24 protein-coding genes are annotated in these 18,478 nt (G+C 69.5%); 4 read left to right on the forward strand and 20 right to left on the reverse strand.

Annotated features, from left to right (window positions below; translation table 11 throughout):
* Positions 1 to 522: 522 nt before the first annotated feature.
* A complete protein-coding gene (locus ACZ5SK_RS47745) occupies positions 523 to 2,166 on the reverse strand; it encodes a site-specific integrase (RefSeq protein WP_334580250.1) in 1,644 nt (547 codons plus the stop codon).
* A 160-nt stretch (positions 2,167 to 2,326) separates the two neighbouring features.
* On the opposite strand from ACZ5SK_RS47745, the gene ACZ5SK_RS47750 reads away from it, so the two are divergent.
* Complete coding sequence (locus tag ACZ5SK_RS47750; protein WP_334580249.1) at positions 2,327 to 2,578, forward strand: DNA-binding protein; 252 nt, start codon at positions 2,327 to 2,329, stop codon at positions 2,576 to 2,578.
* Positions 2,579 to 2,716: 138 nt separating this feature from the next.
* Here the strand turns inward: ACZ5SK_RS47750 and ACZ5SK_RS47755 are convergent, their stop codons facing one another.
* From ACZ5SK_RS47755 to ACZ5SK_RS47800, 10 genes are all read right to left on the reverse strand, one after another.
* Complete coding sequence (locus tag ACZ5SK_RS47755; protein ID WP_334580248.1) at positions 2,717 to 3,040, reverse strand: MazG-like family protein; 324 nt, start codon at positions 3,038 to 3,040, stop codon at positions 2,717 to 2,719.
* A 32-nt stretch (positions 3,041 to 3,072) separates the two neighbouring features.
* Entirely contained in the window at positions 3,073 to 3,390 is a 318-nt protein-coding gene (locus ACZ5SK_RS47760) for a DUF6087 family protein (protein WP_334580247.1), read from the reverse strand.
* 28 nt (positions 3,391 to 3,418) lie between these two features.
* Positions 3,419 to 4,546: an ATP-grasp peptide maturase system methyltransferase gene (tgmC, locus tag ACZ5SK_RS47765; protein ID WP_334580246.1), complete on the reverse strand. Its 1,128-nt coding sequence runs from the start codon at positions 4,544 to 4,546 to the stop codon at positions 3,419 to 3,421.
* Positions 4,543 to 5,496: an ATP-grasp ribosomal peptide maturase gene (gene tgmB / locus ACZ5SK_RS47770; protein ID WP_361703501.1), complete on the reverse strand. Its 954-nt coding sequence runs from the start codon at positions 5,494 to 5,496 to the stop codon at positions 4,543 to 4,545. Before tgmB ends, tgmC begins: the two co-directional genes overlap by 4 nt.
* A complete protein-coding gene (gene tgmA, locus ACZ5SK_RS47775; RefSeq protein WP_361703504.1) occupies positions 5,493 to 5,786 on the reverse strand; it encodes a putative ATP-grasp-modified RiPP in 294 nt (97 codons plus the stop codon). Before tgmA ends, tgmB begins: the two co-directional genes overlap by 4 nt.
* A 92-nt stretch (positions 5,787 to 5,878) precedes the next feature.
* Positions 5,879 to 7,012 carry a hypothetical protein gene (locus ACZ5SK_RS47780; RefSeq protein ID WP_361703507.1) on the reverse strand — a complete coding sequence of 378 codons (1,134 nt, stop codon included), beginning with the start codon at positions 7,010 to 7,012 and terminating at the stop codon, positions 5,879 to 5,881.
* Positions 7,003 to 7,917: a lactate/malate family dehydrogenase gene (locus tag ACZ5SK_RS47785; RefSeq protein WP_361703509.1), complete on the reverse strand. Its 915-nt coding sequence runs from the start codon at positions 7,915 to 7,917 to the stop codon at positions 7,003 to 7,005. The genes ACZ5SK_RS47780 and ACZ5SK_RS47785 overlap by 10 nt, the downstream gene beginning before the upstream one ends.
* Positions 7,914 to 9,101: a phosphotransferase gene (locus ACZ5SK_RS47790; RefSeq protein WP_361703512.1), complete on the reverse strand. Its 1,188-nt coding sequence runs from the start codon at positions 9,099 to 9,101 to the stop codon at positions 7,914 to 7,916. Before ACZ5SK_RS47790 ends, ACZ5SK_RS47785 begins: the two co-directional genes overlap by 4 nt.
* Positions 9,102 to 9,551: 450 nt before the next feature.
* Positions 9,552 to 9,986 carry an ATP-binding protein gene (locus tag ACZ5SK_RS47795; protein WP_361703515.1) on the reverse strand — a complete coding sequence of 145 codons (435 nt, stop codon included), beginning with the start codon at positions 9,984 to 9,986 and terminating at the stop codon, positions 9,552 to 9,554.
* A 2-nt stretch (positions 9,987 to 9,988) separates the two neighbouring features.
* A complete protein-coding gene (locus tag ACZ5SK_RS47800; RefSeq protein ID WP_361703517.1) occupies positions 9,989 to 10,171 on the reverse strand; it encodes a hypothetical protein in 183 nt (60 codons plus the stop codon).
* 219 nt (positions 10,172 to 10,390) lie between these two features.
* Here ACZ5SK_RS47800 and ACZ5SK_RS47805 point away from each other — a divergent pair, with 219 nt between their 5' ends.
* Genes ACZ5SK_RS47805 through ACZ5SK_RS47815 form a run of 3 tightly spaced genes read left to right on the forward strand, consistent with a single transcriptional unit; the run spans position 10,391 to position 12,382 of the window.
* The gene (locus ACZ5SK_RS47805) at positions 10,391 to 11,647 is read left to right on the forward strand and encodes a tetratricopeptide repeat protein (protein WP_361703520.1); all 1,257 of its coding nucleotides are present in this window, start codon (positions 10,391 to 10,393) and stop codon (positions 11,645 to 11,647) included.
* A complete protein-coding gene (locus ACZ5SK_RS47810; protein ID WP_361703523.1) occupies positions 11,632 to 12,171 on the forward strand; it encodes a GNAT family N-acetyltransferase in 540 nt (179 codons plus the stop codon). The genes ACZ5SK_RS47805 and ACZ5SK_RS47810 overlap by 16 nt, the downstream gene beginning before the upstream one ends.
* A gap of 37 nt (positions 12,172 to 12,208) precedes the next feature.
* Positions 12,209 to 12,382, forward strand: coding sequence for an oxamate carbamoyltransferase subunit AllH family protein (locus tag ACZ5SK_RS47815; RefSeq protein WP_361703525.1), 174 nt, complete (start codon positions 12,209 to 12,211; stop codon positions 12,380 to 12,382).
* Positions 12,383 to 12,511: 129 nt separating this feature from the next.
* Here ACZ5SK_RS47815 and ACZ5SK_RS47820 read toward each other — a convergent pair whose 3' ends face one another.
* The 9 genes from ACZ5SK_RS47820 to ACZ5SK_RS47860 all read right to left on the reverse strand — a co-directional run bounded on the left by ACZ5SK_RS47820 (position 12,512) and on the right by ACZ5SK_RS47860 (position 18,331).
* Entirely contained in the window at positions 12,512 to 12,916 is a 405-nt protein-coding gene (locus ACZ5SK_RS47820; protein WP_361703527.1) for a hypothetical protein, read from the reverse strand.
* Positions 12,917 to 12,991: 75 nt separating this feature from the next.
* On the reverse strand, positions 12,992 to 13,309 hold the full coding sequence (locus ACZ5SK_RS47825; protein ID WP_361703529.1) for a hypothetical protein: 318 nt from the start codon (positions 13,307 to 13,309) through the stop codon (positions 12,992 to 12,994).
* Positions 13,306 to 13,605 (reverse strand): hypothetical protein, encoded by a 300-nt coding sequence (locus ACZ5SK_RS47830; RefSeq protein WP_361703531.1) that lies wholly within the window; start codon positions 13,603 to 13,605, stop codon positions 13,306 to 13,308. The genes ACZ5SK_RS47825 and ACZ5SK_RS47830 overlap by 4 nt, the downstream gene beginning before the upstream one ends.
* Before the next feature lie 13 nt (positions 13,606 to 13,618).
* Positions 13,619 to 14,698, reverse strand: a complete 1,080-nt coding sequence (locus tag ACZ5SK_RS47835; RefSeq protein WP_361703533.1) for a glycoside hydrolase family 25 protein — start codon at positions 14,696 to 14,698, stop codon at positions 13,619 to 13,621.
* A 1-nt stretch (position 14,699) separates the two neighbouring features.
* Positions 14,700 to 15,026, reverse strand: coding sequence for a hypothetical protein (locus tag ACZ5SK_RS47840; RefSeq protein WP_361703535.1), 327 nt, complete (start codon positions 15,024 to 15,026; stop codon positions 14,700 to 14,702).
* On the reverse strand, positions 15,026 to 15,826 hold the full coding sequence (locus ACZ5SK_RS47845) for a hypothetical protein (protein ID WP_361703538.1): 801 nt from the start codon (positions 15,824 to 15,826) through the stop codon (positions 15,026 to 15,028). The genes ACZ5SK_RS47840 and ACZ5SK_RS47845 overlap by 1 nt, the downstream gene beginning before the upstream one ends.
* Positions 15,827 to 16,012: 186 nt before the next feature.
* Positions 16,013 to 16,735 carry a glycine-rich domain-containing protein gene (locus ACZ5SK_RS47850; RefSeq protein ID WP_361703541.1) on the reverse strand — a complete coding sequence of 241 codons (723 nt, stop codon included), beginning with the start codon at positions 16,733 to 16,735 and terminating at the stop codon, positions 16,013 to 16,015.
* A gap of 57 nt (positions 16,736 to 16,792) precedes the next feature.
* Positions 16,793 to 17,053: a hypothetical protein gene (locus tag ACZ5SK_RS47855; protein ID WP_334580226.1), complete on the reverse strand. Its 261-nt coding sequence runs from the start codon at positions 17,051 to 17,053 to the stop codon at positions 16,793 to 16,795.
* A gap of 258 nt (positions 17,054 to 17,311) precedes the next feature.
* Positions 17,312 to 18,331, reverse strand: a complete 1,020-nt coding sequence (locus ACZ5SK_RS47860; RefSeq protein WP_361703545.1) for a hypothetical protein — start codon at positions 18,329 to 18,331, stop codon at positions 17,312 to 17,314.
* Positions 18,332 to 18,478 lie beyond the last annotated feature (147 nt).

The following is an 18,478-nucleotide window of genomic DNA, read 5'->3' on the forward strand; positions in this document are numbered from 1 at the left end:
CTCATCCGTCTCCGGCTTGACCTGCCCAGGGCGTGGCATCCAGCACCTCCTGGATGCCACGCTACCAGCCGAAACCCTTAAGTCACTGGTATTGACCCTAGACCTGATGCTATTTACGCGTCAGAGCGATTCGAACCCACGCCGCTTGCAATGGCGTTGAACTCACGAGCAGCGGATTCAATCCGTTGAGGCCGAGTTGGGGTAGCGGCACCCCAGAAGGGACGTTTCCGCAGGTCAGGAGCCTGCAAAGGTGGGGCGGGTGGGACTCGAACCCACGGCCGACGGATTATGAGACCGGTGCCCGGTCATTGCGCGTCGTGTCGGGCAATGCCGTCGAGTGTCGGCCAGTGCCGAACCGTGCAGGTCAAAAGCCTGCCCACCTTGCTACCTCCGCCGCACGGCTGTCGAGTTCTGCCAGGTACTTCCGGACCCTGACGGGACGTTCGGGCGAGCACGGGGCGAGCAGAGAGGCCCCGCCACCTGCGAAGATGACGAGGCCTCGACGACTGCACGCCCGGAACTCTACTCGCCCTCCCCGCCCTCATCGTCGGCCTCTACGTCATCCTCAGCTGGCTTCTCCGCCTCGGGCGGCGTGGCCTCGGGGGACCGGCGAGCACGGGGCACCAGGCCCACCGCCTTCTCCGCAATCTCCCGGTCGACGTCCTCCAGCAGTTCGGTGTACGTGTCGCCCGTGAGCTGGATCGTGGAGTGCCGCAGCACCTTCTTTACCGCGAAGATGTCGCCCCCGCCCGCATGGGTGAGTGTGGCAGCCAGGTGCCTCAGGTCCCGGAGGTTGACCGGCGGCAGCCCTACACGTTTGCAGATCCGCCGGAACTCGTCCGACACCTTCTCGGGGTGGAGCCATGTGCCATCGGGCTCCGTCCATACCTTGCCCGTGTCGACCCAGTCGGCGACGTCCTTGCCCTTCGCGCGCTCCGTCGCGGCGTGCCGGTTCCACTCGTCCCGCTCGGCGAGCTGCCGGGCGCGCCGCTCGCGCAGCACGGCGATGTTGAGGGAGTCGAGGCCGATCGTCGACGTCGACTCCTCAGTCTTCAGGTCGTCCTCGAACACCTCCCAGTTGTCGACGACGAGCGCCCTCGACGGAGTGATCAGGCCGGCGTCCAAGTCGATGTTCGTCCACTCGATCCCGACGCCCTCGCCCCGGCGCAGGCCACGGAAGGCGATCAGATGGAAGAACGAGTACAGGCGCGAACTCTCCGCCTCGTCGAGGAACGTGCCGAGCTGCTGCGGCGTCCACACCATGACCAGTGACGGTTTTTCGCCCGTGCGCTCCCAGTGCGCGACGTTCGACAGCGTCCACAGCTTGGCCTTCGGCCTCTTGCCGGACTCCAACTCAACCCACTCGGCCGGGTTGAAAGTCAGGAGCTGCTTTCGGATCGCCGCGTTGAGCGCGGCCCGCAGCGTCGCCCGAATCCGCTGCTTCGTCGCCGACCCCGTGATCAGCCGGTACGGCGGCATAGCTTTCAGCTTCTCGCGCTCGGCCGCCAGCAGCGCGGAGACCTCAGGCGACGGCCGGCCGCCCTTGGTTCCCGGGCGCCACTTGCAGCGCGCCTCCTGCTCGCGCCGCGCCGCGTTCTCCGCCCTGACGACCTCGTTCTGATCGTCGATCCCGTCGAAGAACGCCTGCACGTGGCCGATGTTCAGGCGGTCGAGCCGGTGGCGCCCGAGGCCGGGCCCCAGGTGGACGCGGATGTGTGAGACGTAGCCGCTCGTCGTCCGCCGCTTCGTCTTCTTCGCTGCGACCCACGCGTCGAGCCACTCACCGACCGTCATATCGCTGTCGAGGACCACGCCGCCGGCCAGGCGTCGTTTGACCTCGGCCGCATCGGGGATGTCCGCGCGCTCGCTCATCACCTTGGCGAGGAGGTCACCGACCTGCGCGGCGTAGTGCTCATCGTTGTCGACCAGGTCGAGGATGGCGCGGACCTTGTCGAGGTCCTTCTGTGCGTCCTTGGCCAGGGCGTAGCCGGTGCGCCGGAACGGCCTCCGGTTGCCCTTCGAGTCCGGGGGGATCTCCTGGCGGAGCTGGAAGGCCCCGTGGTTGCGCTTCGACAACTGCGGGCAGTCGTTGCCGAGCCTCTTGCTGTCCGGGCCGCGGCACTCGCAGCGCTTCGATATGCCGCCAGCGCGCCGCGCTCCGGCCATGGGAGTCCTCCGTTTTCACCGCGCACTGCGCGCGTACTAGTGCGTACAGGTGCCGTTAACGTACGCCAACTGTTGTTTCGCATCAACCCATGCCGTACTGTGCGCACTACGCACACCAGTGCGCAGTAACGTTCCAACGTTGCACGGGAGTGGCACGGACATGACCCGACAGCCGAGCACGGACCATCAGGAGCTCACCGTTCGCGACCTGCTCGACCTGCCGCCGACGACCGACGTCGAAACTGGCGGTAAGGCATTCGGGATGGGGCGCACGAAGTCGTACGAGCTGGTGCGGGCCGGGAAGTTCCCGTGCAAGGTCATCCCGGCGGGACGCACCTACCGCGTCGTGACCGCCGACCTCCTCCGCGTCCTCGGAATTCAGGAGAACGTCGAGCACGCCCCGGCGGCCTGACCCCCGCCCCGTAGACCACTCTCCATCCCCCCATCAGCGGGCCCGGCCTCCCCCTCCCCCTCGGAGGCCGGGCCCGCTGCCTTATGCACGAGGCCCTGCCACGAGGGTGCAACCGGGGCCGGCTCTCCGAGGCGGAGGTCAGTCCAAGGACGTGAGGGAGCGTTCAGCAATGTGCTGGAGCCGCGCGTCGAACAGCTTCCTCGCGTCCGGCGTCAGCGAGGCGAGTGCGATGAGCGACGTGATCGTGACGTCGCACAGCTCTTTGTAGACGTCATCCCACGTATGACTTGCACCCTTCCTCGGGTTCGCGGCCATCGCTCCGTGCAGCGCCTCGGCGACCTCTCCGAACTCCTCGCCGATCTTGAGCACGCGCATGGTCTTCGCCATGTCTCCGGTCACAGGACTCTCGGCGTCCAGCCAGTCACGAAGACGCTCGACGAGGTCCCAGGTGGCTCCGTCCATCAAGTTCTCCATTGGGTTCACGCGGTTCCTGGTCAACACTTTCGGTGACGTCCTCGGCCGGGGCCGAGACCGGGCGGGGCCGGCTGGACGTCCGGCCCGCTCTCGGGGGCAGGCTCAGGAACATGTCCGAGGAACTCCCGGGCGGCATCCGCGTTCACTGCGACGCCGACCGTCACCCAAGCCTGTCCGTCCCACTCCAGCAGGGCGCGCGGAGCGTTGGGGACGACGTGGGAGGCGCGGGCTCCGTCGGCGAGGGGGACAGCCCTGCGTGTTCCGGTCATCTCCCGGTCCACAGCCTTGCGCCGGTCCCGTCGCGCTGCCCACTCGTGCAGGGGCTCCTCTTCCGCCATCGTCCGCACCTCCTGGTCCTCGTCGCCGTCAGACCCTAGACCAGGTCACAGTCTGCCCTTCGGGGGTGACGGTGACCTCGAACTGATCCAAGCCCGGGGCGCCGTCGGCACGCCATCGGGTGACGGTCTCCTCGACGTCGTCCCACAGGCGAGCGGGTCCGCCCTGACGAACGGTCCAGGTCTCACCATCCCGAACGACAGCGGCCCATGCGCCGGCGTCCACGTCGATCAGGAGGTGTTCGGCGCGGCCGTCCCGGTTGAGACTGAGACGTTGCGCGTGAGGGGCGGCGATCTGGGCAACGAAGCGCGTGTTCCAGTCGTCCAGAGCGTCAGCAGCGAGCAGGGTGGTGCGTTCCTCGCCGTCGTCGACGTCGGGCAGGAGACCGGCCGGGGGCGGCAGCTGGGGGCGGGCGATCATGAATGAGACTTGTCCGCCAAGGAGTCGGCCGCGGGCGGTGCCGTCCTTGCCCACGGTGAGCCGGGCGAGTTCTGAGGAGTAGAGCCAGCCGGACAGGGTGGCGAGGATGATCCCGCCGGGCCGAGTCTGCTCCACCCACGCATACGGGAGCTCGGTGACGCCACAGGTGGCGATCAGCCGGTCGTACGGGGCGCCGTTGGGGTGGCCTTCCAACCCGTCGCCAGCAATCAGGAACGGCGCGTACCCGGCATGTCCAAGCGCGGCACGGGCTCGGATGGAGACCTCCGGGTCGACCTCCATGGACGTCACGAGCTCTTCGCCGAGCCGATGGCAGAGCAGGCCGGTGGAGTAGCCGGTGCCCGTGCCGATCTCCAGGACGTGGTTGCCGTCCTCGACCTGAAGGTCTTCGAGCATCCGGACGACGAGGCCCGGCAGGGTGCTTGATGAGCTGGGCTCGCGCAGGATCTCGCCGCGGATGTCCCGAGGGACGATCGTCCCAGCAATCTGGGTGACGAGGGAGGCGTCTTGGTAGCAGCCTCCCAGCCATCCGGGGTCATCGGGGAAGACCGGCTGCCAAGCGGTGGGGCCGGGGCTGTCGGTCCGTTCGAAGTAGCCGCCGCGCAGGAACTCGTGCCGGGGCACGGCTTCGACGGCGGCCCGCCATGGGTCGGTGCGCAGGTGGCCGCTGCCGACCAGGCGCTCGGCGAGCGCGAGGCGGAGGCCCTTGTCGTCGGTCACGTCGTGGTCTTCCTCTCCAACAGGTCGGCCAGGGCTGCGCACATGGGCAGACCCGTCTCAGGTTCCAGCCAGTACCACTGACCGGAGGGGTTGCACTCCAGGAACCACCATTGCCCGTCCTCGGCCACGCAGAAGTCGAAAGCCCCGAAGACAAGCCCGAAGTGGTCCATGTAGTAGCGGAGCGCCGACTCGATGCCCGGCGGCGGCTCCACGGGCGTGTAGCTGAGCCGGTCGTAGTCGGTGCGCCAGTCCAACAGGCCGGAGTCGATGCGGACGCAGAACACCCGGCTGCCGATGACGGTCACCCGTACGTCCGCGGTCTTGGGGATGCGCTTCTGGAACAGGTGCGCCGTACCCGCTACACCGCCATCGATATCCGCAGCAGCCACCTCGGCGACCTTGACGACGTTCGACACCCCGTCAACCCGGTACACGGGGTTGTGCAGCGGCTTGTAGATGACCGAGCCGTGCCGCTTGATGAACGCCCGGGCCGCGTCGGGGCTGGACGTGACGAGCGTGGGCGGCACCAGGAAGGCGGCCTCTACCGCCGCGGCGAGCCCGGACGGCTTGAACTCCGCATCCCCGATGCGGTGCGGGTGGTTCACGTACAGGCAGCCCGGCAGAGCGGCCAGCACCCCGCCGAGCCCGTACCGGGCCTGCGTGATGGCGAACCGTGCGTCCTGGTCGCTGAGGTGCGGGAAGGCGAACCCGGTCGGCCGGCGGTAATACATGGCGCGGACGTTGGCCAGGTCCGCGGTGCGGGAGGGGGTGAGGAGGCGGCCCTCGATCCCGCGCGGGGTGATCTCTGCCTCCACCGACACTGATGCGGGGAAGTCCCCCGAGTCGAGCCGCACGACCGGGATGTCCCGGTCGTGCAGCTCGCGAATCACCACGTCGGCGGTGGGGTCGTGCAGGCTGGTGACGACCAGCACCGGACGCGTATCAGTCACTGATCGCCATCGCTCCCGGTGTCGCTGTCCTGGGTAGTGCCGTTGCCGTCGGGGCTGGTGCCCGTGGAGGGGCTGGTGCCAGTGCTGGTTCCGTGGCCTGGCATCTCCATGACCTGGCCACTCGCGTCGAAGAACTTGGCGGTCTGGGTGTCGGGGTCCAGTCGGACGGTGGTGTACCCCGGGGCCATCGTGGGGTACGGCGCCATACGGCCGACTCCCCACGGCTGCGGGGTGATGGTTCCCTGCGGGACCGCCGTGCTCGTCGGCAGACGGTCAGAGTGGACGAACATGCCTCTCCTCTGTGTCGCAGTGATGGAACCCTGCCGGGGCAGGTAGAGCAACGGAGCGCACCGGCAGGGGGCATTGGGGGTGTGCCGCCCGGTCAGGGTGCGGCTGTGAGCTCCTCGGCGGTCTTCGCAAGCAGTGCCGCGGAGGCATCGGTGTCGTGGCTGAGCATGAGCGAGCGGCGGGGCAGCCGGGCCAGGTGCTCGGTCAAGGCCTGCGTGCCGGTCGTGGTGGTGGGGGTCAGGCCGAAGATGTCGGGGTACCGGTCCTCCGTCGCGTCGTCGAAGACGTCCGCGTCGGTCAGGTGCCGGTCGCTGTCGACGGGTGCCGGTGTCGCGTCGGGGCTCATGGTCGGGAAGAGGAGCCCGGCCACGCGAGCTTCGGTGGCCAGGGTGAGGCCGAGCCACGAGTCGAGCTGATCGGGGAAGAACTGGGGCTTCAGCTCTTTGCCGTCCTCGCGCCACAGCGGCTCGCGGCGGCCGTCAATAAGGGCCTCGGTCACCTTGGGGTGCTGGGTGGGGTGGAGCTGTCCGCCAGCGAGAACCCTCTGCCGTACCTGGTCGTACAAGCCGGTCGCATCGAGCAGGCCGAGGCCGAGCGCGGCGGCCGACGGCCACGGCAGAACGTGCACGCGGCCGTCCGCGTCGGGGCGGACGAAGACGCGGTCATTGGCGAGCAGCCCCCACCCGGCACGGGCGAGGAGGAGGCCGGTAGTGGTCTTGCCCGCTCCCTTGTCGCCGAGGGTGAGGACCGCGTCCCCATTCTGGGTGGCAGCGGAGGCGTGCAGCACGGTCCAGCCGTCGGCGAGGAGCTGGCCGCGGACGAGTTCGCGAGCGAGGCGGGCGGCGGCGACGGCGACCGGTTCGGCCTGGTTGCCGACGATGACCAGGCGGCGGCCGTCGGCCTGGTAGCCGATCCGCTCCTCTGGCTGCACGGCGTACGTGATGCCGTCGTGGCGGGCTACGAGGGTGCGGGCGTTGGCGTAGGTGGTCTCTTCATAGCCGTAGTCGGTCACGAGGGTGGTGATGTCGTCGGCACGGGACGGTTCGACGTCAGCGAGGACCAGGCCGCCGCCGGCGGCGATGGCGTCGGAGCCGTCGCGGATGTCGGTGAGTTCGGCGTTCCACCAGGGGCCGAAGTAGCGGCGGGACCAGTCGGCCACGGCCGGGGTGTGACTGGCGACCGTGACGGTTGCGGTGTCGGCGGCAATACGGGTTGCGGTCAGAGACACGGTGTGTGAGCTCCTTGTTCGTGGTGGCTGATCTGGCGGTAGGCGGCTTCGAGCTTCGTGCGGGCCGTGAGCAGGTCCGCTGTCTCGTGCGGGTCCAGCTCCAGGGGCTGAACGGTCGGGTGGCCGGCCCGAATGTGCAACCGGATTCCGAGCCATACGCCCGCGCGGTTGACGGACAGGACGTCGGTTCCGTCCTCCTGCACAAGGAGCTTGCGCAGTGCGGACAGGACGGCGGCAGCCGGGCCGTGGCGAGTGCGGCCGATCCCGGCGTTGATCCGGCGGGGCCGGCCGGTGAGTTCGGCGCGTACAACGTCGAGGGGCACCGTGCACGGGAGGCCGTTGATGGTGGTGGTGGAAGCGCAGATGACCGCGCCGTCGCCGTGCTCGCCGATCACATACCCGTCCACCGCTTCGACAGGCACGCGGTGATGGGCGGCGAGGGCGGCACGGTAGCGGGCGGTGTCGGTCGCCGACCCAATCCCGTACGTGGGGGCTCCGCTGATGGTGGCGAAGAGTCGCGACATGACGTCCACGGGATTGGTGACCACCACCACGGGCCCGCTGTAGCCGGTGAGGGTGTGGGCGAGGTCGGCGATCAGCGGGGCGTTCGCGGCGAGTCCGGCCATGCGCACGTTGCGGGTGGCGGTGTTGGTGAACGTGGCGCGGGGACAGATGACCAGCGCGTCCGCCTGGTCCAGCTCGGCGATTGTCGCGCAGGCATGTGCGCGGGTGCTGGTGCAGACGAGATGGGCCATGTCGTCCAGATCAACGGCCAGACCCTCGGCGCTCTCGCTGGTGCGGGAGGCGATCAGCAGCCGCTCACACCAGGGTTCGCCGACGAGGTGCGCAGCGACGGTCTGTCCGACCGCGCCAGCGCCGATGATGCCCACCGTGCGGGCGGTCACCGTGCCGCCGCCTTCGTCACAGCGCGCAGCGCGAGCCGCCAGGCCCCGTCCGGGTCGGTCCCGCCCACGAGCTGGGCGCTGATCTGGTCCAGGAGCGTGCACACAGCCTGCGTCTGGTCGATGACGGCCTGGGCGTGCTCAGGCAGCGGCAGCGCGGCAGGCGCAGCAAGGTAGGTGGTCAGGATGTTGACCGTGTCCATCAGCCACGTCACGAGCAGGCGCCGCAGCCACAGGCCGCGCAGGGGGCCGCGCAACGGGCAGGTCTGTTCGGCGACGAACGCGGCGATCCCGTCCACCACGGCGCAGGCCGGGGCGTCCACGGGCGGAGCGGCAATGAGCGTGAGGAACGTGCGGGAGACAAGCTTTGCGGCGTCGTGGTGCGCGGGCCCGCGGGCCAGGCCAGGGTCGATGAACACCGGCTGTTCGTCCGGGCCGTCGGGGAACAGCACGTGTTCCGGCTTCAGGTCCCCGTAGACGATCACTGTGGGGCCGATTGTCGGGGCGAGGCGGAGTTTCAGCAGCCGGGCAACGACCATACCGACCACGGCTGCCACGCTCTGGCGGGCGCACTCGTCGAGCCGGTCAACACCAAGGCGCCCGATGTAGAGGCGTCCGGTGACGCCGTTGAACTTCCGGCGGAACGTACCGTCAATGCTCCGCTCCGCGATCGGCGCGGCGTCAACCTGAGCCACCACGTCCGGATGCTGAAGCCCTGACAGGCCGGTCACGGCCGCCGTGAGCAAGTTTCCCGTCCGCTCAGGGTCCTTGGTGATCAGATCGGCTAGCGTCGGGCCGGTGACGGGCTCGGTGAACAGCACCCCGGCCGCGTAACCGGCGCAGCGAGCGACCCTCACCCCGGCGGCGTCCAAGGTGCGTAGCTGTCCGGCTTCCCGCGCAAGCAGGGAAGCTGGTGAGGTGGCGTAGGCGGCCTGCGCCGCACGAACCTTGTCGCGGTCCCCGGCCACGCCGCGCAGTACAGAGACGAGGGACAGGCCAAGGACGGAGTCCTTCGCGAACACGTCACGCCCGCCGACGCGGGCGCGGTGCACGTAGCCGGTGACCGAGGGGACGTGATCGCCCAGGGTCAGCGGTTCGTCCGGCCACAGGTCGGCTGCGGCGCGGCGTATCCGGTCGGTGCTGAGCGCGAACAGGTCGGCGGGCTGCGGTAAGACGGTGCCGTTCAAGGTGCCTCCTCGGCGATCAGCGGTAGCAAGGCCCGGCTGGGACGGAGTGCAGCAACGAGGCGGCCCCAGCTGGGGCTTGATCAGGCCGCCCGCCGTCCTGAACCGGCGGGCGGCCGGGGTCCCCTCGGGGGTGGGGGACCGTCCCACGCGGGGTCTTACCGGAGTCCTCCCGCGCGGGAGTCGTACGCCGCCCCGGACCCGTACACGAGCGCGGGAGGGGCGGAGGGGTCGGGGGCAGAGCTGGACCGGCGGCCGGGCGGGACCCTCACGCGCACCGCCCGGCCGCCGGGGTTCATCGGCCATAGCAGAGCAAGGTGGTCACGAAGGCGACGGCCGCGAGGACGAAAAGGAGCTGCGCCGTGATTTGTCGCCACCCGATCAGGTGCCACCATCGGCGGCATCGGCCGGTGCTCTCCATCTCGCGTAACGCGGTGTCGAGGCCGTCGAGCATCACTGGCCGGTGACCCCCAGTTCGGACCACACGGCCTTGCCCCACGGCGCGCCCGGCTTGCTGCCCATGAGGTCGTACCCCCATCGGTCGGAGCACGCGTCGACCAGGACCAGGCCGCGGCCGGAGGCGTCATCGGCGCGGGCCTGCCGCATCACCGGCAGCTGCCTGGGCGCCCGGTCCACCACCGCCAGGCGGACCCGTCCCGGGGAGGGGCACGAGACGATCAGACGCACCGTGGGGTATGAGGTGTGCCGGACGGCGTTCGCGACGAGCTCCGTGATGACCAGTTCCCCACGTTCGGTGAGGTGGTCGAGGTCCCACAGGGCGAAAGCGGCGCGGACTAGGCGGCGCGCATGGACGGCTGTCCCCTCCACGCGGGGGTGGTTCTCGGCGTATCGAGGGTGTCCGGACCCGGCCGTGCGTTGCGCGGTCATCGTCACGAGCCGCCCCCGAGTTCGAGGTACGTGCGCCACTTCTCGGCGGACCACTTCAGCGGGTCGCCGTGGCGGGAGGCGTAGGCACGGGCGTGGGGGCTTATCAGCTGTGCGCAGGCGACCGGCGTGCTGCTGCTGTGGGTGGTGCTCGTGCTGGGGTGCTGCTCCTGGGCGGTGTGGGTCATCGCTGCCCCTCGGTGGTTGTCTGCCAAAGCGGCCCATCCCCGGGTAGGGGACGAGCCAGCGATACCGGCCGGGGTTGCAGCCCGGCGCGATGCGTGTTCAGTTCAACGGGCAGGGGCCGGTAAGGGGCAGGAAAAACAGCGGGGTGAGTGGTCGCAGCCCACCGGAAATTTCCGGCCGTCCACATTCACCGGTCGTCAGCACAGGGCTACGGTGAGCAGGTGACCGGAAATTTCCGCCTCAAGATCGCCATGACCGAACGAGGCTTTCAGCAAGCCGAGTTAGCCAAGGCCGTCAATGCTGAGCTACTGGCCGCAGGCGAGCGGGACAGCGTAGGGGATCGCACCGTACGGACGTGGCTGACCGGAAAATCCACTTGGCCTCACTGTGCCAAGCGCAACGCCCTGGAGGCAGTATTTCGGTGCACCATCGAGGCCCTCGGGTTCTACCCGCCAGGGTCGCCAGCACCGCCGCAGGAGGACCCCGACGTGATCCGCCGACGCTTCCTGGCCGGCGCCGGAGGTACCGCCGCCGCCGTCGCCATACCCCTCGTTTCCGCGCGACCATCCAGCGTTGGCACCTCGGACGTGATCCGGCTCCGTAAGGGCATGGACCGCCTGACCGCCCTGGACCAGAGCCGGGGTGGACACACCGATCTCGAACGCAAGGCTCTCGCCGGCGCAACCGAAGCCGTCGATCTTCAAGGCAAGGCCGCAACACAGCGCATCAGGCAACGCCTGTTCAGTGTCGCCGCCGACTACACCGCCATGGCGGCCTGGTCCTGCATCGACGCCCGCCAGCTCGACCGTGCGCAGACCCACCTGAACGAGGCGCTCCGGCTCGCCGGGATGGCACAGGACCCCGTGGCCCAGATGCGGGTATGGAACTCCACCGCCATCCTCGCCCACCAGCGCGGCGACATCGGCCAGGGCATCGCCGCTGCTCAGGCCGCACAATCCACCAAGATCACCCGCCGTGATCCGCTGTTCGGCTCCCTAGCCCACGCCCGAGCCGCCATCGGCCACGCCCATCAAGACCCGCAAGCGGCTGTCCGCTCTCTCGGATACGCCGAGGAGGCCCTGGGCAAGGCGCAGCCACAGCCGCGGCCGGGCTGGGTGGCGTTCTACGGCCCCGCAGAACTCCACGCCCTGGCCGCGATCGTCCGCGAGTACCTCGGACAACCCGCCGAGGCCGAGGCCGCCTCGTACCGGGCCCTTGCCGCCCTGCCCAAGGAGTACCGGCGCAACCGGGCGATGACCACGGTCCACCTCGCCGTCGCCCAACTCCACCAGGGCGACGCTGAGCAGGCCTGCGCGTCCACCGAGGGCGTCTTCAATCTGATGTCAGGCAGCCCGCTACCCGGCCGCCTCCGGGTCCTGCTCGGCGACTTCTATCGTGACCTTCTCACCCATGCGCCGTCTGCCCAGGTGGCGCGCGAGTGGGCCGACCGTTACCGATCCGAATGGAGCGCCCGTTGACCACGGCAGTTCAGCTACGCCACTACGGCCATGCCGACCTTCCCGACATCCGGCAAACCCTGCTCGACGTTCACGCCGACGCCTACGCCGACAGGCGCCATGAGGAGTTCGTGCAACGGTTCCCCTGGTTCGTGGACCACTGGGGCGGCCGGGAAGAGTTCGCGTGCGTGGTCGCCTACGACGGCGGTGAACCCGTCGGGTTCACCTACGGGGCGCCGGGCGAGCCTGGCCGTGAATGGTGGCGTGAGTACCTGGACGAGGTGCCGGCTGATACGTCCACGTTCTCTGTCTCGGAACTCATGCTCAGGCTGAAGTGGCGCAAGCAGGGTCTCGGGGAGCAGCTGCATGCCGCACTGCTCGCCGACCGGCCAGAGGCGCTTGCCGTGCTCACTGTCGACACCAAACGCCCACGCTTGCAGGCACTGTACGAGAGCTGGGGGTACCGGAAGGTCGGTGAGCGTCAGCCGTTCCCAGACTCTCCGCTGTACGCCGTGATGCTCAAGGAACTCAAGCCCGCTGCCTGACCCACCACCTGTCAGTGGTCACCCGTACGGTGCAGGTATGCCCACCTTTCCCCGGCCTCACGGCCAGGTGACGCCTGCCCACGACGACGTCAACCACCTGATTCGACACCTCATGGGACAACCCGCCAGCCCCAGCCGCGCCGAGGAGTACCGGCGGCTGCTCGACCTCTGGGCCGAGCTCACGCGAGACGACGTCGAGCCTGCCGCATGACAAGGAACGCCCCCGCTCGGATTCACCGAGCGGGGGCGCAGCAACCTACCGAAGCGACGCAGCCAGCAGCCGTACGGATAAGGACACGCTCACCGTAGCGCCGGGCACTGACATCGCCCGCAGGCGGCTTCAGCGGTCAAAATGCTCCTGCTCGAAGTGGTCCGCGATCGCACCTTCAACGCGCGCCCGGAACGCTTCGGCGCGCGTCTCCGCCTGCGCAGTGAGCGCCTGGTCGAGCTGCTCCGGGTCGAGCGGGAGGACGAGCCGCTCCGTCGCCGCATCGAGGCCCGGTTGCTCGTCGTGGTGCCAGCCGCACCCGAGCGTGCACGGGAACCGGACCGTGCCGGCGAGCGGGTGCGGCCACATGAACGGGAAGTCAGGCATGGGGATGATGGTCGGCTCGGGCCAGGGCGCGGCCTCGGCCGCCCGCCGAGCGGCCTGCAACTCCGCGAAGTCCTCGGCGCCCGTACGGCGGGGCATCCGCGCAAGCGCCGCCTCAATCGTGCGGTCGGCTTCCTCGAGGTCGTAGCTCATGCCCGCCAGCATGGCAGAGCCCCCGCCCTCCCCCGGAGCGGAGAGGAGAGGACGGGGTCTCGCTTCGGGACGGCGTCAGCGCAGGATGAACCCGGCGACACCGCCAGCCGCGCCGACCAGGGCGGCGACGGCACCGATCGCAGGCAGAGGCCAGCGACGCGTTTCAAGCTCATCGATCCGCGCCGTCTCCCGCTTCTGCCGCTCCGTCTCTCCCAGTTCGAGCGCACGGATCCTCGACTCGTGGTCCGACAGGTCTCCCTTGATCTCACGCGTCTCGTCGAGGATGCGGTCGAGCTTGCCGTCGATCTGGTCCACCTTCCGCGAGAGCCCACGCACCTCCTCGAAGGTCTGCGCCGGGGAGATGTAGACACCTGGGTCCTGCGGGGCGTTCATGTGCGGCTCTGCCGAATCAGCTCGGCGACGTCGTCCGTCGACTTGTACCGCGGCGGCCGGGCGTAACCAAGCAGCGCGCCCGCCGCGCCCTTGAGCCAAGCTGGGCCGCCGACCTTCTCGACGATCCGCTCGACGACCCGGAACACGACGTAGTAGGCGCCGGCGACGGCGAACGCGATCGCCGTCTGCGCCGTGTTGGAGTCGACGGAGAATCCGAGACCGGTGAGAGCAATGATGATCCAGCTGGCGACGAGCGGGACGACGGTACGCAGGACGGACGGAAACAGGCTTCCCACGGTCAACCTCCGATCAGGCGACGTAGTCGCTGGCGACGAAACGATGGATGAGGGCGACCGGCTGCCCGGCCGGGGACACCGCCCGCACCATGAACCGCAGGTGCTTGCCCGCCGGAACGTTGACGTTGTGCAGCATCTGCACCGAACCCGACGCAGGGAGCGGCATCGGCCCGATGTCGCCGTACCCGGACTCCTCCGACCCGTCGGGGTCGGTGGAGTAGAACCGGCCCTCGATGGTCGTCCCGGCCGGCGTTCCGGGGGCGAACGTCAGCTGTACATACGCCGGCCCGACGAGCTGTCGGGGCCCGGCGTGGATCACTGCGTCCTTGAACGCCAGCCGCGTCCACTCCCCCGACTTCAGCGGCACATTCTTCGGGTTCACCTCGCTGAGCTTCGCGATGCCCACGCCGTCGTCCTCCGTCCCGCTGCCCGTGTTGCTCGTCGTCGAGCCCGCTGCCCACGCGCGAAGCGCAGCAGCGGACATGTATGCGATGTCCAGGTCGAGGTTCGGTCCGGAGCCCGCCGGGTCGCTGGTGAACTGCCAGATCAGCGGCGTCCGCCCGGACGGCGACGGGGCCGGCCGAGCCTCGGCCTCGGCGTAGGTGTCCACGCTCGCCCCGGGGTAGGCGGGGTACCACAGCGGGACACCGCCCGGGGCATGCCCCTGGGCGACGTCGTCACCGCTGGTGTAGATCCCGACCCGCTGCCCGGGGAACGCCTTCTCCACCGCGTCGATCCACGTGGACACCCACGCCTTGATCTGCGCCGAGGTACGCCCCGCGTAGTTCTTGCCGTCCGGGTACCGCTCCAGGTCGAGCCAGTGGACGAACCCCTTGTCCGCGTGCGGCTTGACCGCGCCGATGTAGTTCGCGGCTTCCCTCGCCGCGTCCTGGTTCGGCCACCCGAAGTGGTAGGCGCCGGGGATGAGCCCGGCGGCCTTGATAGCGGCGATGTGCTGCGCGAACCGGGCGTCCCGGGACCGCTGCCCCTCGGACGCTTTGGCGAACGCGAACACCACACCGTTCCGCTTGTGCGTGCCCCAGTCCTGCGCCGGCTGGTGGGCGGAAACGTCTATGCCTCGACAGGTCGCCACGTCAGCCAGCTCCGTTGATGTCCGAGACGGGAACGCCCGTCACGTAGTGCGCCTGTTCCGCCGTCAGGCCGAGCCTGACCAGAGCCTTGGCCGCGTCGATCTTCCCGGCGCGGACCGCGTCGCGCGCCCCCTGCTCCTCCGCAGTCGGCCCCGTCGGCTCCGTGCGGACCCCGTAGAACAGCTCCTGGAGGATCTCCTCCCGCTGCTCTCCGGTCGCCTCGGTGAACCCAGCCGGCACCGTCCAGGCATCGTCTCCCTGGACGATGCTGATGCTGCCGCTCGCGTTGTGTACCAGCGCATGCACACTGTCGACGTCGTCGATGCGCATCAGTCGTTGACCCCCTCGGCGCTCAAGCGGAACTTCGGCGTGCTGATACACGAGGTCGGGGAGCTCTGCGCGTTGAACAGCGTCCCCTCCAGGAGCACGTTCACGGACGCCCCCGGGGCGAGCGTGAACGACACGTCGTCATACGCGCCGACGCTGTCGTACGTCCACCGGTCCCCGTCCGCGATGTTCTCCGCGCGCCAATGCTGGTGGGCGACGAGCTGCGTGAGCACCTGGTTGATGGCACCCGACAGGGTCACCCTGGCCCCAATCTCGATCTCGTTGTCCCCCGGGCCCCGCGCCACATACTGGGCGTGCCGGACACCAGCAGACAGCCGGACAGTCATCGGCAGACACGGCGACGGGTTCGTGATCGAACCCGTGCCAGTGGCGATCGTGTGGAACACCCCGTCATCGGCCGCGAGGTCATTGACCAGGAGACAGCCGGACCCGGGCGGCTGCGCATCGATCTGGAGCGTGGCCGTCTGCTTCTCCGGGACCGTCGCGAGCGTCCCGTCAGACCGGCAGTAGACAGGCTGGAGCGCGGCCTCCGGGCACCCGGGCAACGCAGCCGTGTTCGCGCGCACAGGGCTGGACGCCGAACCGTCGCCCAGAACACCGCACCCGGTGCTCACCGTCGCCGCCCCAGCCGGCACGAACAGCCCGTTCTCGTCGATGACGAGGTTGTTGCCGGGGGTGTCCGAGACGTCCGCGCCGATGACGCCGGTCGCCGAGTCGTACGTGACTCCCGGACCGGCCGACAGGCACGGCCGCACCTGATCACACGTGACGGCCGCGCTCACCACATAAGGGTTGGCAGTGCTGCCGCCTCCGGTGACCGTCGTACCTGTTCCACCGACGACCACGCACTGGCAGCCGCCTCCGCCGCATTGACACCTGGCCAAGGCCACCCTCCGGGGTGTGTCTTCTTGGCCCGGCCCAGAACCAGCGGCAATGACGAGTCTAGCTTTCGGCCCCTCCTGTTCAGGTCAGCCGTAGAGCTCGACGATCACTACGCCCTGGCCGCCCGCTGTTCCCGTCTGCGCGCTCCCGTTCGTCGAGAACGCGCCGCCCGCGCCGGCGCCCCACCCGGTCGGCGGTTCTCCACTGCCGTTCGCCCGTCGCTCGTTCCCTCCGTGCCCAAGCTGACTGTCTCCGCCCGCACCCGAGAAACCGTTGTTGGCATCGAGTCGTAGAGCTACGCCGCTGCCGCCTCCGCCGATGACGAGATCTCCGGTGCCAGTCGTAGCGCCACCTGGTCCGCGCGCGGTTACGGGTGCCGTCCCCGACGGAGGATTCGCCGCGCCGCCCTCGGCACCGGCCGCGATGACGAACCCGCCGAAGGAACTGGTGCCACCCGCGCCGCCCGCGTTGTTGCCGGTCCCCCCAACACCGCCCGCGCCGACAACGACGGTCTCCACCGCGCCGAGCGCGCTCGCCTCGATGAGCCGTTCCGCCCAGGCCCCGGCCGGCGCACCCGGCCGCGCGATCAGCTCGCCCGAGTCCGCGGTTGCTCCGGCCGAGCCGCCGCCACCGCCCTGAACCTGAACACGAACCCGAGCAAGCCACGGATAGTCGGCCTTCTCAAACTGGCGGACCCCGACCTCGTCGAAGATGACCCGGCCGCGCAGGCCCATCGTGCCGGGTTTCAGGCAGAGCTCGCCCGTCGGATCCACGGTGAAGTAGTCATCGCATACGCAGGCGCGGGCCACAGCAACTCCCCATCTGGTTCGATCGGCGCCCGGCCCAAAACCAGCGGCAGCAGAAGGCTAGCGCGCGAGAACTCCGCTGGCGGTCACGTGCACCTGCACGCCGAGCCCGGCCGGGACCGTCGGCAGCAGCCCGAGCCCAAGCAGCGGTTGAGTACGCCAGACGCGCACCGTCACGCGGCTGGCCGTGCACTCCTCAAGCGTCACGGACACGGCGCGGTCATCACTCGGCGTGGGATCGACAGCGAGCGCGCCAACGACCGGCGGCGCGGCGAACGGTGTGGGGAACGTCCACGTTGCGCGGCCGTCCGAACCGGTCACGACGACGGCGCCGACGGGAGGCGCTCCGGGCGGCCCTTGTTCCCCACGCTCACCCTGCGGCCCACGTTCGCCGGGCACCCCTTGCTCACCCTGCGGCCCACGCTCGCCGGGCACCCCTTGCTCACCCTGCGGCCCACGCTCGCCCTTGCGGCCCGGGGTCCTCGACGCCGTCCGCGCCCGCCGTCCTAGATCCTTCAGGACGCCCGCCATCGGATCCCCGGGGGTACGGCGTGCGGCCGATGCTCGCTGCGCCATGGCTCAGTCCTCCAAGTCGCTGCTGACCGGCGCGAGCGTCACCTTCACGCTCTCGCCGTCGCCGTCCTCCTCGACCTTGACGGCGGCGATCTTCAGCCGCTGCGTCAGCGGCCTGCACGTGGCCTGTGTCGCCACGTCAACGCACCAGCCGGGCACGAGCTGCGCGACGTCGACTGCGGCTTCCGGCGACAGCGTCACCTCGTCGGAGGCAAGGAACACTGGCACCGGGTAGCTCGCCGCACGGCGTGAGCGTGCGGCTGCGACCGCCGACTCGTCGGTCGTCACCGACTTCTCTTCCACGCTGCGCTCCAGCAGCCCGTAGTAGGCATCCGGGCCGCCTGAAACGCCCTTGATGCCGCTGTCGCCGTGCACGACCCACCGGGTGGCGAGCTGCGCGCCGTCCTCAGCGACGACCAGGCCCTCGGGGAAGTCGGCGTCAGTGAGCATGCCCACCGACGCCGACCAGTCCTCGGGCAGAAGGATGATGTTCGACCCGACAGCCGTGTAGTCCAGGCCCGTGTCGGCTAGGTCGCGCAGATGGTCGCCGGTCTGCCCGTCGTCGACGATGTATGCGCGGCCGCCATCCACCCTGGCCGGTCCGACGAGCGTCACCTCATGACCCGGATCGTCCGGAGCGAAGGCGTCCTCGATCAGCCACGCCGCGATCTCCGTCAGGTCCCGGCGCGCGAAGGTGATCGACTGATGCGGGACCCGCCGGTCAAGCCACACAAGCACGTCAGAGGCCCAGAGCTCGACCTGCCCGAAACGCCACTCGGCCTGAATGATCGGCCCGTCCCACACGTGCTGGCCATCCCGGGCGATCGCGAGTTTGTGCCGCCATGTGCGCACCTTCGACAGCGCAGCACAGCAGTCGCCGTCGGGCTGGATCAGCACGCGTGCCGTGGACACCTCGTCGAGCAGTCGGGACCACTCCACCTGTAGGAGCACGTCAGCCTGCGTGACGATCGCCCCGTCCCGGTCCACGATCGCCGCCGTATGCGTGCCACAGCCAGCCGTGGACATGCAGCCTCCCCAGAAGAGACGAGGCCCGGCCCACAACCAGCGGCTACGAGCAGCCTAAGGGTTGTCCCGTAATTGGTCTTTGCCGGGCAGGATGGCCTGCGTTTCTCTGCTATCCGGCGAGGGTGAGGTTGTGCAGGCGGGCGATGC

It is taken from the genome of Streptomyces sp. NPDC031474 (assembly GCF_055581185.1).

What these genes read in the sequence shown, in the direction of transcription:
- ACZ5SK_RS47745 (WP_334580250.1), bottom strand. Translation starts at nt 2,166, where the DNA reads ATGGCCGGAGCGCGGCGCGCTGGCGGCATATCGAAGCGCTGCGAGTGC.
- ACZ5SK_RS47750 (WP_334580249.1), top strand. Translation starts at nt 2,327, where the DNA reads ATGACCCGACAGCCGAGCACGGACCATCAGGAGCTCACCGTTCGCGAC.
- ACZ5SK_RS47755 (WP_334580248.1), bottom strand. Translation starts at nt 3,040, where the DNA reads ATGGACGGAGCCACCTGGGACCTCGTCGAGCGTCTTCGTGACTGGCTG.
- ACZ5SK_RS47760 (WP_334580247.1), bottom strand. Translation starts at nt 3,390, where the DNA reads ATGGCGGAAGAGGAGCCCCTGCACGAGTGGGCAGCGCGACGGGACCGG.
- tgmA (WP_361703504.1), bottom strand. Translation starts at nt 5,786, where the DNA reads ATGTTCGTCCACTCTGACCGTCTGCCGACGAGCACGGCGGTCCCGCAG.
- ACZ5SK_RS47795 (WP_361703515.1), bottom strand. Translation starts at nt 9,986, where the DNA reads ATGACCGCGCAACGCACGGCCGGGTCCGGACACCCTCGATACGCCGAG.
- ACZ5SK_RS47800 (WP_361703517.1), bottom strand. Translation starts at nt 10,171, where the DNA reads ATGACCCACACCGCCCAGGAGCAGCACCCCAGCACGAGCACCACCCAC.
- ACZ5SK_RS47810 (WP_361703523.1), top strand. Translation starts at nt 11,632, where the DNA reads ATGGAGCGCCCGTTGACCACGGCAGTTCAGCTACGCCACTACGGCCAT.
- ACZ5SK_RS47815 (WP_361703525.1), top strand. Translation starts at nt 12,209, where the DNA reads ATGCCCACCTTTCCCCGGCCTCACGGCCAGGTGACGCCTGCCCACGAC.
- ACZ5SK_RS47820 (WP_361703527.1), bottom strand. Translation starts at nt 12,916, where the DNA reads ATGAGCTACGACCTCGAGGAAGCCGACCGCACGATTGAGGCGGCGCTT.
- ACZ5SK_RS47825 (WP_361703529.1), bottom strand. Translation starts at nt 13,309, where the DNA reads ATGAACGCCCCGCAGGACCCAGGTGTCTACATCTCCCCGGCGCAGACC.
- ACZ5SK_RS47840 (WP_361703535.1), bottom strand. Translation starts at nt 15,026, where the DNA reads ATGCGCATCGACGACGTCGACAGTGTGCATGCGCTGGTACACAACGCG.
- ACZ5SK_RS47860 (WP_361703545.1), bottom strand. Translation starts at nt 18,331, where the DNA reads ATGTCCACGGCTGGCTGTGGCACGCATACGGCGGCGATCGTGGACCGG.